The organism is Paenibacillus sp. SYP-B3998 (genome assembly GCF_010820665.1).
In the GTDB taxonomy this organism is placed as follows: domain Bacteria; phylum Bacillota; class Bacilli; order Paenibacillales; family NBRC-103111; genus Paenibacillus_E.
Genome location: NZ_JAAIKC010000018.1, coordinates 1 through 14,949, shown reverse-complemented (window position 1 = coordinate 14,949; position 14,949 = coordinate 1). Strand labels below are relative to the sequence as shown.

13 protein-coding genes are annotated in these 14,949 nt (G+C 45.2%); 9 read left to right on the top strand and 4 right to left on the bottom strand.

Features of this window, described 5'->3' with window-relative positions; translation table 11 throughout:
* Positions 1 to 24 precede the first annotated feature (24 nt).
* The 5 genes from GK047_RS26235 (at position 25) to GK047_RS26215 (ending at position 4,805) form a co-directional block, all read left to right on the top strand.
* Positions 25 to 348 carry a metal-sensitive transcriptional regulator gene (locus GK047_RS26235; RefSeq protein ID WP_163953310.1) on the top strand — a complete coding sequence of 108 codons (324 nt, stop codon included), beginning with the start codon at positions 25 to 27 and terminating at the stop codon, positions 346 to 348.
* A gap of 28 nt (positions 349 to 376) precedes the next feature.
* Positions 377 to 580, top strand: coding sequence for a copper ion binding protein (locus GK047_RS26230; protein WP_163953300.1), 204 nt, complete (start codon positions 377 to 379; stop codon positions 578 to 580).
* Complete coding sequence (locus GK047_RS26225) at positions 580 to 1,419, top strand: hypothetical protein (RefSeq protein ID WP_163953298.1); 840 nt, start codon at positions 580 to 582, stop codon at positions 1,417 to 1,419. Before GK047_RS26230 ends, GK047_RS26225 begins: the two co-directional genes overlap by 1 nt.
* Positions 1,420 to 1,580: 161 nt before the next feature.
* Positions 1,581 to 3,791 (top strand): heavy metal translocating P-type ATPase, encoded by a 2,211-nt coding sequence (locus GK047_RS26220; RefSeq protein ID WP_163953296.1) that lies wholly within the window; start codon positions 1,581 to 1,583, stop codon positions 3,789 to 3,791.
* 249 nt (positions 3,792 to 4,040) lie between these two features.
* Positions 4,041 to 4,805: a (S)-benzoin forming benzil reductase gene (locus GK047_RS26215; protein ID WP_163953294.1), complete on the top strand. Its 765-nt coding sequence runs from the start codon at positions 4,041 to 4,043 to the stop codon at positions 4,803 to 4,805.
* Between the two features lie 21 nt (positions 4,806 to 4,826).
* Here the strand turns inward: GK047_RS26215 and mscL are convergent, their stop codons facing one another.
* Complete coding sequence (gene mscL / locus GK047_RS26210; protein ID WP_163953292.1) at positions 4,827 to 5,294, bottom strand: large-conductance mechanosensitive channel protein MscL; 468 nt, start codon at positions 5,292 to 5,294, stop codon at positions 4,827 to 4,829.
* Positions 5,295 to 5,387: 93 nt separating this feature from the next.
* Positions 5,388 to 6,530, bottom strand: a complete 1,143-nt coding sequence (hisC, locus tag GK047_RS26205) for a histidinol-phosphate transaminase (protein ID WP_163953290.1) — start codon at positions 6,528 to 6,530, stop codon at positions 5,388 to 5,390.
* Positions 6,531 to 6,692: 162 nt separating this feature from the next.
* Here hisC and GK047_RS26200 point away from each other — a divergent pair, with 162 nt between their 5' ends.
* Positions 6,693 to 9,407 carry a CHASE3 domain-containing protein gene (locus GK047_RS26200; RefSeq protein ID WP_163953288.1) on the top strand — a complete coding sequence of 905 codons (2,715 nt, stop codon included), beginning with the start codon at positions 6,693 to 6,695 and terminating at the stop codon, positions 9,405 to 9,407.
* 59 nt (positions 9,408 to 9,466) lie between these two features.
* Entirely contained in the window at positions 9,467 to 10,288 is an 822-nt protein-coding gene (locus GK047_RS26195; RefSeq protein ID WP_240344286.1) for a CheR family methyltransferase, read from the top strand.
* A 51-nt stretch (positions 10,289 to 10,339) separates the two neighbouring features.
* Here the strand turns inward: GK047_RS26195 and GK047_RS26190 are convergent, their stop codons facing one another.
* Together GK047_RS26190 and GK047_RS26185 are read right to left on the bottom strand one after the other, a co-directional pair.
* Positions 10,340 to 12,490, bottom strand: a complete 2,151-nt coding sequence (locus GK047_RS26190; protein WP_163953284.1) for a 5'-nucleotidase C-terminal domain-containing protein — start codon at positions 12,488 to 12,490, stop codon at positions 10,340 to 10,342.
* A 150-nt stretch (positions 12,491 to 12,640) separates the two neighbouring features.
* The gene (locus tag GK047_RS26185) at positions 12,641 to 12,922 is read right to left on the bottom strand and encodes a hypothetical protein (protein ID WP_240344278.1); all 282 of its coding nucleotides are present in this window, start codon (positions 12,920 to 12,922) and stop codon (positions 12,641 to 12,643) included.
* 385 nt (positions 12,923 to 13,307) lie between these two features.
* Here GK047_RS26185 and GK047_RS26180 point away from each other — a divergent pair, with 385 nt between their 5' ends.
* Both GK047_RS26180 and GK047_RS26175 read left to right on the top strand, forming a co-directional pair.
* Complete coding sequence (locus tag GK047_RS26180; RefSeq protein WP_163953283.1) at positions 13,308 to 13,697, top strand: VOC family protein; 390 nt, start codon at positions 13,308 to 13,310, stop codon at positions 13,695 to 13,697.
* Positions 13,698 to 13,771: 74 nt separating this feature from the next.
* Entirely contained in the window at positions 13,772 to 14,527 is a 756-nt protein-coding gene (locus tag GK047_RS26175; RefSeq protein ID WP_163953281.1) for a YwmB family TATA-box binding protein, read from the top strand.
* The last annotated feature ends 422 nt before the right edge of the window (positions 14,528 to 14,949 follow it).

The following is a 14,949-nucleotide window of genomic DNA, read 5'->3' as shown; positions in this document are numbered from 1 at the left end:
AAGCTTCGTAGAAGGAGTTCTCCTATGGAAATGGAAACCCAAGAAAACCGCTGTCATTCTGATGATCAAGAGCGAAAGAGTCACCACTCGGATAAGTTGAAGTCTGATTTAGTTAAACGCCTCAATCGTATTGAAGGTCAAGTAAGAGGTGTGAAGGGACTTATTGAGAAGGATACGTATTGTGACGACGTCCTTCATCAAATCGCAGCGATACAATCCGCGCTGAATGGCGTAGGCAAATTACTGCTTGCCGGCCATTTGAAGAGCTGCGTGGTCGAACGCATACAAGAAGGCGATATGGACGTCGTGGATGAGCTTCTCAAAACGATGAATACGTTAATGAAATAACTTTAATTAGGAAAAGGAGCGATATAGAATGTCCAATATTATTTTGAAAGTTGAAGGCATGACTTGTAATCACTGTGTAAACTCCGTTGAGAAAGCGGTGAAAGAGTTAGGTGCAACTGGGAAAGTGAACTTAGCCAGCAAAGAGGTTGAAGTGCAGTTCGACGAAACCAAGTTGAGTGTCGGTGCGATTAAAGAGGCAATCGAAGAGCAGGGTTATGACGTGATTCAATAATGAAAAAAAGGAGCCTCCTGCTGATAACAGTGGTATTCCTACTTAGTGCTTGCGGAAAATCGGCTGCGCTTGTTCCTGCGGTTACCCCTACTGCGATGGGGCAAGAGCATGCTGGTCATAGCGGGCACGGTGATGCTGCTGCGGGCGACGGCGTACAGGCTGTTTTCAAATTGGCGTCTTCGGAACAGGCGAAAGCGAACCAAGACACGCCTGTGACGATACAAATTCTTGATAAAGACGGGAAGTCGATTGAAAACTTCGATCTTAATCATGAGAAGAAGATGCATTTGATCGTCGTGAACAAGGATCTCTCCTTCTTCAAGCATATTCATCCTGAGTACAAAGGAAGCGGGCTCTTCACGATTACAACCCTGTTTCCTGCCGGTGGCAATTATCGTTTGTTCGCCGATATTATACCAAGCGGGAAAGGGAATGTGGTCAAAAGCAATTCCCTTACGGTGCAAGGCGATACGCCAGCCACTATAGAATTACAGCCAGATGGCAAGCTTACAAAAACAGTGGATGGCACAGAGGTGACGCTTGCTATGGATCATCTGATGGCGGGAATGGATATAAACCTCGCCTATACATTCAAGGATGCGGTTACACAAGCTCCGGTTAAGAATCTTCAGCCGTATTTAGGTGCGGTTGGACACGTTGTTATTCTAGATGCGAATACGGTGCAGTATTTACATGTGCATCCGACTGACGAGAAGACAACGGGGCCGGAGGCTAAGTTCATGACGAAGTTCCCTAAGAGTGGCATTTATAAAATTTGGGGTGAATTTCAACGGGACGGTAAAGTGCTGATTGTACCTTTTGTAGTGAAGGTTCCGTAGTTGGGATTGAAAGGTGAAATAGAAATGAAGCAGGGCAGGCTGTCGGACTTATCCGGTGGCCTTTTTCTTTTGTTTAAAGTAAGAAATGGATATGCATGTTCTTGTCTCACAGCCCATATAGTTGCAAGTAAGCGAGCATAATGGGTTGGAGGTGGGACTAGATGAATGACGAAGCGGAACTTAAACAAATGAGGCTGGAGATCGGAGGGATGACCTGCGCAGCCTGCTCGGCAAAAATCGAGAAAGTCGTCAGTAGAATGGATGGTGTACGCGAAATTGTCGTCAACTTGACAATGGGGCGTGCTGCGCTTGTAATCGAACCTGAATGTGTTGGGGATAATCAGATCATCGAACGGATCGAAAAGCTCGGTTACAAAGCGAAAAAGCTCGAAGAAGGAAATAAGCGAGGGCAGGAGCAATCGAGTCTTGGTATCAAACTGACCATGGCTGTAGTGCTGACCTTGCCTTTATTGTGGGCAATGGTTAGGCACTACACATTTACTTCGAGCATATGGATTCCTGAGCTTTTTTTGCAGCCATGGTTTCAGTGGGCACTGGCAACCCCTGTGCAGTTTATCATTGGCGCACCCTTTTACTTCAACGCTTATAAAGCGCTGCGAAACAAAAGCGCCAATATGGATGTGCTTGTTGCTTTAAGTACAACCTGCGCTTACTTGTACAGTCATTATATGACGATACATATGCTGCGAGAGGGTCACTCTAATCCGCATAGCGTTTATTTTGAGACAAGCGCGATGATAATTACCGTTGTTCTGTTAGGAAAATGGCTGGAAGCCTCAGCGAAGAAAAGGACGCTCCGATCTATTCAAGGGCTTCAACAATTGAAGCCAGATCATGTAACGCTCCTTCGTGGCGGAGAAAGGATTAAGGCTGCCATCGAAGAGATCCGGGTTGGGGACTGTTTGTTAATCCTTCCTTCGGAGACGGTTCCACTTGATGGACAAGTGCTTGAAGGTCGTTCTGCTGTCGATGAGGCGTTCGTGACCGGTGAAGCGGCTCCGGTAGAGAAACGCCAACTGGAGCGTTTGATCGGCGGGTCTAGAAATATCGATGGCACGTTGATCATGCGGGTAACCGCTATAGGTCCCGATACAGCACTTGCTAAGATGATCCGCCTGATGGAAGAGGCGCAAGGATCCAAAGCTGAGATTGCTCGCGCGGTGGATCGTATCGCCTCTGTTTTCGTGCCGAGTGTGCTGGCGCTTGCTCTATTGACGCTAGGCATGTGGTCCCTGTGGCTTAGTCCAGGTGATTTCAGCGGAGCTCTGTTCAAGGCGATAGCTGTGCTGGTCATTGCTTGTCCGTGCGCGCTTGGTCTTGCCACGCCAACCTCGATTCTGGTCGGTACAAGTCGTGCTGCGGAAGGGGGCATCTTATTCAAGGAAGGCAAGGATGTGGAGCAGCTCCAGAGGGTGGATGTAGTTCTGCTTGATAAAACGGGAACGCTCACCCATGGCGCGCCACGTGTTACGGATATCATTACCGAAGATGGGCAGGAGCATCGTCTCCTGCGTATGGCGGCTGCCGCAGAGCTGCAGGCGGAGCATCCCTATGCAAAGGCGATTGTCAGAGAAGCACTGCGGAGGAATTTGAACGTCAAGGAACCGGAGCAGTTTGAATTCATGGCTGGATTCGGTGTGAAGGCTCGCGTAGAGCAGATAGATGTCGCGATCGGATCCAAGCTTTTTATGAAGCAGCAGGGGATAGATATGGAGCAACACTTTGAAGTAAGTGAGCGTTTGGCATCGGAAGGGAAGACCGTTCTATATGCCGCCTCTCAAGGTTCGGTAGTCGGTCTGCTAGCCATCGCGGATGTCATGAAAGCATCAAGTCCCCAAGCGATTAGGCGTTTGAAAAGGCTGCGAACCGACGTCATCATGGTTACGGGCGATCAGGAACGGACTGCGCGTGCGATTGCTGCAAAAGCAGGTATCGCAGCAGTTTATTCAGAAATGCTGCCGCAGGACAAGGTGGACTTAGTGAGAGCCTTGCAGCGCAAGGGGAAACGGGTAGCCATGGTGGGGGACGGAATAAATGATGCACCTGCACTGGCTGCAGCGGATATCGGGATTGCTGTTGGTACCGGGGCGGATGTAGCTAAAGAGGCGGCGGATGTGAATTTGCTGCACAGTGATTTAGGCGGTGTGGCTGACGCTATTGTAATTAGCCGGGCAACGATGCGTAACATTAGGCAAAATCTAGCATTCGCTTTGCTCTACAATGCATTGGCGATCCCTTTAGCCTTCATGGGGTGGATGGCACCTTGGATCGCGGGGACCGCGATGGCGCTCAGCTCCGTATCCGTCGTTGCGAACGCTTTGCGCTTGCAGCGAATACCGTGGCGAAGTTAGCTAAAGGAAGCACGCTTTCAAACCGCATTGTATGCACAGAAGCCGCTAGCAGAAGGGGGAGTGGGTTTTGTGAGTAACCAACAAGCTTCGCTCAGTAAGAAGAAATTTGCTCTCCTGTGCTGTGCGAGTTCTTTCATTAAAAGCAAGCGCAGTTTTGTGATTTTGTCAGGCTCCCATGGTAAAATACACAAAGAATACGCTTAGTCATAACTAAATTTAGATTATTCTTCTATGAAAAGAGGACGCGCTATGGATGTTTATCTCATAACCGGAGGTTCCAAAGGCCTCGGTGCTGCGATGATCTCGCAGCTTTTGCAGCAAGGCGCTGCGATCTACTACATCGCTCGCAACGAGAACGAGACCTTGCGCCAGGAGTCGCTGCGCACGGAAGGATCGCTAACCTTCTATGCCTACGACTTGGCGCATATGGACGGTCTGGATTCGCTGCTTGAGCGAATCCTAAGCGCGGCAAATCTGGATGAAGCGAGCTCGATTACGCTCATCAATAACGCAGGCACGCTCGAGCCGATGACTGCGATTGGGCGAGCAACTAACGAAGACCTGCAGCGGAGCATGCAGGTCAATCTCATCGCGCCGATGCTGCTGACGAACAGCTTCATTCGGCAAACACAGGCGTTCCCGCTCAAGAAGCGGGTCGTTGGCATCTCTTCCGGTGCAGGGAAGAAGCCTTATCCGGGGTGGGGAGCTTACTGCACCGCCAAGGCAGGCCTCGACATGCTAACACGCTGTGTAGGCGTTGAACAGGAAGGGCAAGCGAATCCGGTGGAGGTGTACTCCGTTGCACCGGGTGTTGTAGACACCGAGATGCAGCAGGAAATCCGCGCTGCCTCAGAGGAAGACTTCCCGCAGGTGAGCCGGTTCGTCCAATTGAAAGAGCAAGGAGATTTGCAGACGCCCGAGGCGACGGCGAAGCAGCTGCTTCGGCTGCTTCGCGAAAATGCCTTCGTGCAGGGCGAAATCGCCGATCTAAGAACGAAAAAGCCCGAATCGTAGGCAACCGATTCGGGTTTTTTTCTATTGAATGCTGCCTGACACGGCAGAGCCGGATGCGAGTTCCGACGTACAGAACTTGCAGCGCGTGGCCTGCGCGGGAATGTCGGACAAGCAGTGCGGACATGATTTGGTCGCTGGCGCTTTTTCTTTGGGCGCTTCTTTTTTACGGAACTTGGTAATTTGTCTAACAACCATGAAAATAACGAATGCGACAATTAGGAAGTCCAGAAAAGTAGATAGGAACTGGCCGTAGTTAAACGTAGGAGCGCTGACTTTTGCAGCATCAGCTAGGGTATCATAATGAGTCCCATTCAGTGAAATAAACAAATCATTAAACTTCACTTTGCCAAGCAGCAACCCAATCGGCGGCATAATCAAATCATTCACAATCGAAGTAATCACTTTACCGAAGGCTCCACCGATAATAACCCCGACCGCTAAATCGACCATATTTCCTTTGAATGCGAAATCTTTAAATTCCTTTAGCATGCTAAACCTCCATAAGACATGAATTGATAGCATTGTAGCATATCTTGCGTGTGTCTACCAAATTATTGAGGAGGGGCTGCTGCTAGCCCACGACTAAATCTTCGAAACTTCCTTTTCGAGCTCGACCTTCTCGAGAATGGATGTCAAGGCTTCTATAAATGCGAGGTGATCGTCGGAAGTCCCTACTGAGATTCTAATATGTTCGGGAAGGTTCCATCCTTGGCCGTGACGAACGATGATTCCTTTGCTCATCAGCTGGTCATAGATGCTCTTGGCTTCTGGGCCGAGTTTGATCAAAATGAAATTACTCATGCTTTTCGTGAAAGATATGCCTAGCTGCTCAAGTAAAGCGTATACCTGTTCTCGGCCTTTGGTATTGGAAGCTCGCGTAGCTTCAAGGTGAGCGTCATCTTTTAGTGCAGCAATGGCGCCAATTTGCGCGAGGGCATTCACATTAAAGGGTTCCTTGACCTGGCGAATGCTGTTAATTAGGCTAGGGGCGGCAACACCATAACCGACGCGGATGCCAGCTAACCCGTATATTTTGGAAAAAGTTTGCGTCACCATGAGCGGATATCCCATACGGACGAATTCAAGGCCGTCGGAGTAGTCGTCAGCTGTAACGAAGTGACTGTATGCCCCATCGAATATAACTAGAATCCGCGAAGGAAGTGCTTCCAGAAGTTCATATAAATCTGTTCGAGGCAGATAGGTTCCAGTAGGATTATTGGGTGAGCAGAGATAGAGTAGTTTGGTTTTCTCGGTTACAGCATTAAGGATATCCGTAATGTTGTATTGGTAACCTTCGCTCAATGGCACGGAGATGACCTTAGTTCCCATGAGCGTTGCGCCGAATTCATATTCGCTAAAGGTAGGCGATGGGACAATAATCTCATCCTCTGGCTCCAAAAATGTTTCCGAGAGCAGGGTAATCAGCTCATCAGCACCATTGGTGACAATGACGTGCTCCGCGGTAACCTGTAGTTTCTCTGCAAGGGCAAACCTGAGATCTACGGTATCTGCATCCGGATAGCGATGGATGTCTCCGAGGTAGCTTTGAATTGCCGCTACTGCTTTTGGGGAAGGACCTAACGGATTCTCGTTGGAGGCCAATTTGATTACCTTCTCGATCCCCGTTTCTCGCTGTACTTCCCAGATTGGCTTTCCGGGTGAATAGGGCTTCATTTGCTTTAGGACTAGGCGGGGGTGAATGTTCTCGAATCTAAGATTGTTCATTAGAAACACTCCTCTTTAAATATTCTTTATTACGATAACTAAATAATACATTAACGCGTTAATTAAGTAAAGGTTGATGTGGGATAATTTTCTATTATTTCCTTCTCTATCAATAGTATAATAGAAAAGTAAGATGAATTCGAATAAGGAAGGAATCGTAGCATGCTGGGGAAAAAAAGATTTGGTATTCGTTCTAAAATTATGCTCGGTTATCTGTTCATTATTGCGTGCGTATCTTTTTCATTTATGCTTGTTAACAATCAGGGTTCGTCCATGCAGGAAGATAGAAATTTCATCATAGATCATGACTTCGCTGTACATGAAGAAACTAATCGCATCGAGAAATTCGTTATGGATATGGAAAGTGCGCAGCGAGGTTTTTTGCTTACGGGGGACCCCACATATTTGGAACCTTACAATAATAGCGAGCTTAAGTGGAGAGAAGCTTATTCCCGGCTAAATATGCTTATCGCTGACAGCCCGAATCAATCGCAGAAGCTTCTGTCCATTAAGTCATCTATTGAGCATTGGATGATAGATGTTGGAGATCCCTCCATTTCAATGCGAAAGAAAAATATGACGAGAGAAATTTTAGATTTGTTCCAATTAAACTCGGGGAAAGAGGATATGGAGGGCATTCGTTCGCAATTCGAAACCTTTCGCACAATCGAAAAGGGTCTTACGAAACAACGGGCTGAGCATTTAGATCGTCAGAATCAGATACTAAGCTCATCCTTATTTGTCATGTTATCGATCGTGTCGGTCTTATCTGTAGCTATTGCTTTATTTATTTCACAATCGATTGTCGGGACGATGAAGCAGGTAACTCGAGCCATTCTCAAATTGGCTTCTTCCAAAGGAGAGATGTCTCAGCGAGTCCGCGTAAGTATTAATGATGAAGTTAAGGACCTTGCAGACGCAACGAATATTTTGCTTGAGAGCCATGAAGAGATTCAATGGCAGCAGAAGAAATTAACAGAAGTAGTAAGCATGCTGCAGGGGATTTCTGATTTAGAAACTTTAGGAAGCGCTTTTATTAGTAAAGCCGCGGAATTATTTAACGCCTCGTACGGTGTGTTTTATCTCCGCTCGATGAAAGATCGCAGCATTTTTATGGAGAAGCTGGCTTCATATGCAGCTATGGGAGACTGCAAAGAGCTAGGTGTGCATCGGTTTCGATTAGGAGAAGGATTGGTTGGTCAGTGCGCAGCTGCGAAACGGATGTATCATATGACGAAAGTGCCGGACAATTACATTTCGATAGCATCAGGTTTAGGCACTGCGAAGCCGCAAAGCATTTTGATTATTCCTATTACCTACAACAATGAGGCTGTGGCTGTGATGGAATTAGCTAGTTTAGAAGTGTTCACGCCGCTTCATCTGAATGTACTCGATGAGATTCTCGAAGTGCTTGGTACTATCATTCATAGTGTACAAACTCGGGTTGAAATGGAAAGGCTTCTCAGAGAATCGCAAATGATGACGGAAGAGCTGCAGACCCAGGCAGAGGAGTTGCAGACGCAGCAAGAGGAACTGCGCATTACGAATGAGCAGTTGGAAGAGCAGAATCGTTACGCAGATGAGAAATCGAAAGAATTGGAGCATACGAGAGTATCTTTGGAAGAACATGCGAAGCAGTTGGAGCAAAGCTCTCAATACAAGTCGGAGTTTCTGGCGAATATGTCCCATGAACTAAGAACTCCGCTTAACAGCGTTTTAGTCTTGTCGCAAATGTTAACGGAGAACGGACGCGGTACGCTTACGAATGAAGAGCGGGAGTACGCGCAAGTCATTCATTCTGCTGGAAACGATCTCTTACTGCTAATTAATGATATTCTTGATTTATCTAAAGTTGAAGCTGGTAAGTTGGAGGTTCATATTAGCGGAATGAATTTAGTGGATCTTCCAGATGTTCTGAAAAGTCAGTTTGCCAAAATAGCCGAGCAAAGAAAGATTACCTTTATCATAGAACGCGACTCCCTTGTTCCCGATATTTTTTATACGGATGAGCAGCGTGTCTATCAAATTATTAAAAATTTGCTCTCGAATGCTTTCAAATTTACACATGAAGGCTCTGTTCACCTTCGGGTGAAGAAGTGTGACCCAGAGCAAGTTGCGGCTCTATTGCCTAATGCAAACAATGAGCGTGTGCTTGCGATCTCTGTGAGTGACACAGGTATTGGGATTCCCAAAGAGAAACGTGAGTTTATCTTTGAACCGTTCCGGCAAGCGGATGGTACGACGAATCGCAAATACGGTGGAACTGGCTTAGGTCTGTCCATTTGTAGAGAGCTCGCGGCACTGCTTGGCGGCTGTATGGATATGCGAAGTGAAGAAGGCAAAGGAAGCACCTTCACGCTGTATATTCCTTCGCTCGACAAAGAAATAAGCGAGTTTGCTTCTGCAAGGAAGGAAGCGGCAGCCTCCTATACGGCATCTCTCATAAGCAAAGATTCCCATGCCATGCAAAGTCATGGCGACACTCAAGGGGAAACAAACGCTTTTAAAGGTAAAAAGGTACTTGTCGTCGATGACGACGTACGCAATGTATTTGCGCTAAGCAACGCGCTTGAGAACGAAGGGATCCTCGTAATTGTCGCGCATGATGGTCAAGAATGTCTAGACATTTTACAACAACATGAAGTGATGGATTTGGTGCTTATGGACATTATGATGCCTGTCATGGATGGTTATGAAGCGATGCGGTCTATCCGCAAAGACCAGCGTTACGAGCAATTGCCCATTATTGCACTCACGGCGAAAGCTATGAAGCAGGATCGTGAGATCTGTTTGGAGGCAGGAGCCTCTGATTATATTAGCAAGCCGCTGAATTTGAACCAGTTGTTTTCACTGATGAGAGTATGGCTAACCAAATAGGGGCAGAGGAGAGGCACTTGAATTCAAGCATAGTAGATACTTCTGAAGACTTCGAAGAAATGGTTGAGGCAGAGAGGGAAGCATTAGAAATTGATTTATTACTTGAGGGGATACATCGACTTTATGGTTATGACTTCCGTAACTATGTCAGAACATCCATACGTCGGCGTATTCAAAGTCGAATGCGGTTAGAGAAATTACCTACCATAACAGCACTATTAGAAAGGACGCTTCACGATAAGCTGGTAGCCGAACAATTAATCAAAGACTTTTCGATTAATGTCACCGAGATGTTTCGTGATCCTAGCTTTTTTAGGGCATTCCGCGCCAAAGTAGTGCCCTATCTTAGGGAGCTTCCTAATATTCGGATCTGGCATGCGGGTTGTTCGACAGGCGAGGAAGTGTTGTCGATCGCTATTTTACTAGAAGAAGAGGGGCTGCTAAACAAAACGCACATCTTCGCAACAGATATGAACGCAGCAGTTATTGACAAAGCTAGAACGAGAACTTACCCATTGTCACGAATGCAGTGTTACACGAAAAATTATTTGCAAGCTGGAGGGAGTCGCGAATTTTCAACCTACTATACAACAGATGATGAACATGCTTATTTTGCTGCTTCCTTAATGCGGCATGTTACCTTTTTTCAGCATAATCTCGTCACAGATCGCTCGTTTAACGAGTTTCACGTTATTTTTTGCCGGAACGTGCTTATTTATTTCAACCTTTCCTTGCAGAATCGAGCCCATGAGCTGTTCCGGGAGAGTCTTAGTCCTGCTGGTTTTCTGGGGTTAGGTAGCAAAGAATCGTTAAGCTATGTGGATTCATTTCAGCATTTTGACGTAGTAGATTCGGTTGAAAAGTTGTACCAGAAGTCATAAATAAACAACCAGCCCGCCTTTAGCATGAAGGCGGGCTGTTTGCTTATTTTCTTACTTTTTCAGATCCAAACGCACATCGCGACCATCATCCTGCAAGGACATTGTTTTGCCGGCTGCTTTCAATGCTTTTGCATAATCTACCCATGCATCCAACATAACTGCTCCGTCTTTCCAGTCTTTCACTTCGCCGAATACGGTGAAACCATCTCCGCTACCGGTAGCCATGAAATCGTTTGTCGTAACTTTGAACGTGCGGCTTGTATTTAACTTGCCATCTACATAAACGGGAGTACCGTCTACAAGTGTGATTTTGGAATACTTTTGACCGTCAGGCTTTGTAGCATCCCACTCTACTTTCAAACCAGAGAATTGAATGGCTGGGAGCTTGGAGTATTTGTCAGTCACTTCAAGGGCCTTCTTGAGCTGCTCAGCAGTCATTGTACCTGTTACGTTATAATTGCCGAATGGGAAAACCTCAAACATTTTGCCATAAGTCAGATCGCCTTTATCCAGGTCAGCGCGAACGCCGCCGATGTTCGTGAAGGCAACGTCTGATTTTTCTGAAGCGCGCATAGCATCAGTAATGCTGTTACCAAGTTGGGAAGCGCCATCACGCTCAATTTGACCATTCGCTGCGAAGCGGAACGACTTACGGGTAAGCGGTTCTGCGACTACAACTTCAACCTCATTGGATTTGGTAGCGATTTTTGCTTTGTAATCCTCAACCGTTTGATGAACTTTCGCATCAGCTGTAGTTAAGTTTGTGTATGTTTCCAATAAGCTTGCATTCGAGGAAACGACTTTCTTCGTGTTTTTGTCTACGAATAACTGGATATGCCCAACTGCGTATAACCAGCTTTGAGCTTCAACTACAGGAATACCGTTCACAATGCCTGAAACACGCAGATGCGAGTGACCGCCAACAATGGCATCGAGTGTACCATTTCCTGTACCGTTTGCAAGATCAGCCAATTCACTAATGATTTCTTGTGATTTTTGGTTTTGTTCACCTGGTAGGTGGGAGGTAACCATAATGATGTCTACGCCCTTTGCGCGCAGTTCTTCGGACAGTTCTTTCGCCAAAGGAGCTGGGTTCACAAAGGATAGGCCTTTAATGTTAGTCGATTTCGTAGTAGATGTGGTTTGCGGAGTAGCAAATCCAACGATACCAATTTTCAAGCCATCTTTTTCAACGATAACGTATGGTTGAGTCCAATCAACGCGCTTACCTGTCTTGTCATCGATAATGTTTGCGCCCAAAATAGGGAATTTAGCTTTTTTGATATTTTCGATCAGAACATCCCGACCGAAATCAAACTCATGATTGCCGATAGCAGCAGCATCATATTGAACTTGAGCCATCGTATCCATAACCGATTGACCGTTCGTTGTATTGGAAATTAGTGTGCCTTGCCAAGCATCGCCACCGTCAACGACGACAGTGCCTTTAGGATTAATCGCGCGGAAATCATTTACAATCCCACCCAACGTTTCAATCCCACCTTGATTTTGATTACGTTTTTTGTCAAAGCCAACTTCAATTTTTCCATGAATATCGTTAGTGCTCAAAATATCTACAACTTTAAACAAAATTGGTTTAAGCGCTTTCGCGACTTCTTCACGAGTGACTTCAGCCGTAGGATTAAAGTTTCCATCCAAGGTTGGAGCGAAAATACCGCTAATTACTGCATAAGCAACATAAGGGCGGGAATCTTTGGCAATGGCGCTGCTATCTTTAAAATAGTTAAGCACATTTTCGTTAACCTTTGGCAGCTGCCCGCCTGTAACTGTTTTTACAATCAATTCTGCTAGCTCTTGGCGAGTTACTGAGGCATTCGGATGGAAGGTGCCATCTGCGAAGCCACTGATAAGCTTAGCTGCAACGGCATTAGCCACAGCTTGTTTTTGCCAATTAGCAAGGTCAGTGAACGTAACCGATCCGAGCTCTGCATTTTTTAATTTGGCCGCGCGGTTAATCATTGTTACGACTTCTGCGCGAGTAGCGGCATTCACGCCACGATAATCTGAATCGCCATAACCTTCAATAGCGCCGTTATCAATCGCAAGCTGCAGATCGGATTTTGCTTTAACGGCAGATGTGGCCGTTGGTGTTTCGGCAAATGCAATGCTACCAGCGAAAGAGCTAGTAAGAACGGTTACAAGCGCTAAAGCGGTAAGACGAGTAGTAAGTGTTTTTTTCATACGTTTCAAATTCCTCCCTTATAATAGAACGACGGTAAATTAAGTCCAAGATTTAGTATAAGGGAGATTGGTAGATTTTGAGAAGTGAAGAATTTGTATAAGTTGGATAATTAGTTAGATGAACGAAAAAAGCCGCTTACCTTCCAAAGGTTAAGTGGCTTTTCGATCTGTATGGACTTCAAAATGATAGATGGTATTACGTGTCAATACCCGGAAATCGGGGCCATCTCGATCTATTGCTTGTACTCTTGTCGTTTTGAACGGTACATATTTCTCTATGCCAGATAAAACCATCGGACAACCAACTTCAGTTGGATTCATCTCGCGAAAAGTGTGCCCTTGAATCTCATCGAAATCGAAGCGTTCTGTACGATGCTTGGGTGTTATTCCATCTACTTCGTAGATTTGAAGAAGCTTTAATAATCTCATCATGAAACCTCCTAAGGAGTTTTCCAACAGGAAAACCTGCAACATGCGTATAGATTACGTTTTCTGAGAGGGTTTTTCTCAATACCTGTAGGCTTGCAGTTGTCATCCTATCTTATTTTAGTATACACCGTCTTTGTGCTAATGGCGAAATCTTTCGGGTAACCTAACAAACACTTAAATAGATACTTAATAGTGAGGAAAATATTTAATGATCTTGGCCTAGTTAACATGACGGAAACAGAAGTAACGCTCTACTCACATAATGGAGAAATGGAGACGAACTATATTCCTACTTCATAAATATGGCATGGTTTATAATCGTCTCGCGCTTCCTTTCATTATTCGTTACAATGGAAAGTAATGATTAATTCTAGGAGGTAAGGTACCTATGGCCGTTTTGAAAATGGAGCACGTCGGCGTTATGGTTGCACAGTTGGAAGCTTCGATTCATTTTTATGAAGAGGTAATCAGTTTGAAGCACAAAGAAACTCTGCTGCATGCTAATGGTGTAATTCGACTAGCTTTTCTAGGCTTCGAAGAGCTCAATGAAACAGAAGTTGAATTAATAGAAGGTTACAATGCTGGATTACCTCAAGAAGGCAAGGTTCATCATTTAGCCTTCACCGTTGATGACATAGAAACAGAATTCGCAAGAATTCAGGGATTAAATGTTGATCAACTTGATACAGAGATTACAACACTTCCGAATGGTTCAAGATATTTCTTCTTCAATGGATTAGACGGGGAACGAATCGAATTCTTTCAATCTACTCGTTAAATAGTTTAAAAGTTGCTAGATTTGGGCATCCTTTTACTAGAATTGAAGATTCTAGTGAAGAGGTGTCTTTTTATATGCAAAAATTTTGGTTTCTCTCAATGTTATGGATTGCTATAACGGGAATTATTTTTGGATGGGTCAGGCATGCTGGCGCTCAGGGAGAGCAGGACGCACTGCGTCTTTTAAATACCGTAACCCCTTATATGAATGGTGATGATCAGATCACCTTCAAATATACAGGTTATTTTGGAACATGTGGAGAATCTGAGGAGCACTTACTACAAGCTGGGAAGCAACTGTCACAAGCAATTGGACTTCCACAAACTGAAGGTTTGATCGAATCAAATTCATCTTTTATATATAAGGCCGAATTAGAGGTAGGAATAGATGAAGCTGTTACAGTAACGGTTGCTCGTCCTCAAGGACAATCTTCTTGTTACATGGTATTGCGAATAGATGCTTCCGAGGGTGCGGATTCGACCCATTTGATCAAAAAGCAAGATGAATTGAGTGAGCGACTTCGCAAACTACAGATCAATGGTCAATGGAATGTCATGGTGCATGGATATGTATCTCCCTCAGTACAATTGGAGGCGCAGCAAAGCTCATCTGAGCTGGTGAAAAAAATAGTAAAAGACTTTAGAGGAAGCATCGTAGAAAGTTACTCGGATATTAACACAATCAGTGCTTCACTAGCGTCGGATGGTTTTCATTCTTCTATTAGAAGCGGTAACAACATAGTTAATGTACAAATTGCTTTGCATCAAGAATCTACTACGGGAATGTGGAGATTGACAGTAGGTACCCCAATAATAACAATGGAATACTGAAGATAGTGTCTAAGGATGTAGTTCATTACATCCTTTTTGTTTACTTAGAGATCGATGTAGGAACAATCAAAACAATTGCAATTTTGGAACATTTTCAAAAGGGTTGTAATTGTTTTCGTATCGTGGTACATTAGTCCTCGTTGTTCTGAAAGAGCAAACGACCATGAACGAACAAATGGGACTTGCGTTCGATCAACAACCAACAGATATCGACGACAAATGACAAGAAAAATTAGTGCTTGCAATTGATGTCGAAGCTGTGGTACATTGTAAATCCGGCCGCGAGAGCGGGACGGAAAACGAAAGAAATTGATCTTTGAAAACTGAACAACGAGTGAAAGAAGCACGGTCGAGCAATCGACCAAAAAAGAGATGCAAATCTCGCTAGCAACGCAAATGAGCAATTAAGCTTTCAAATAGGT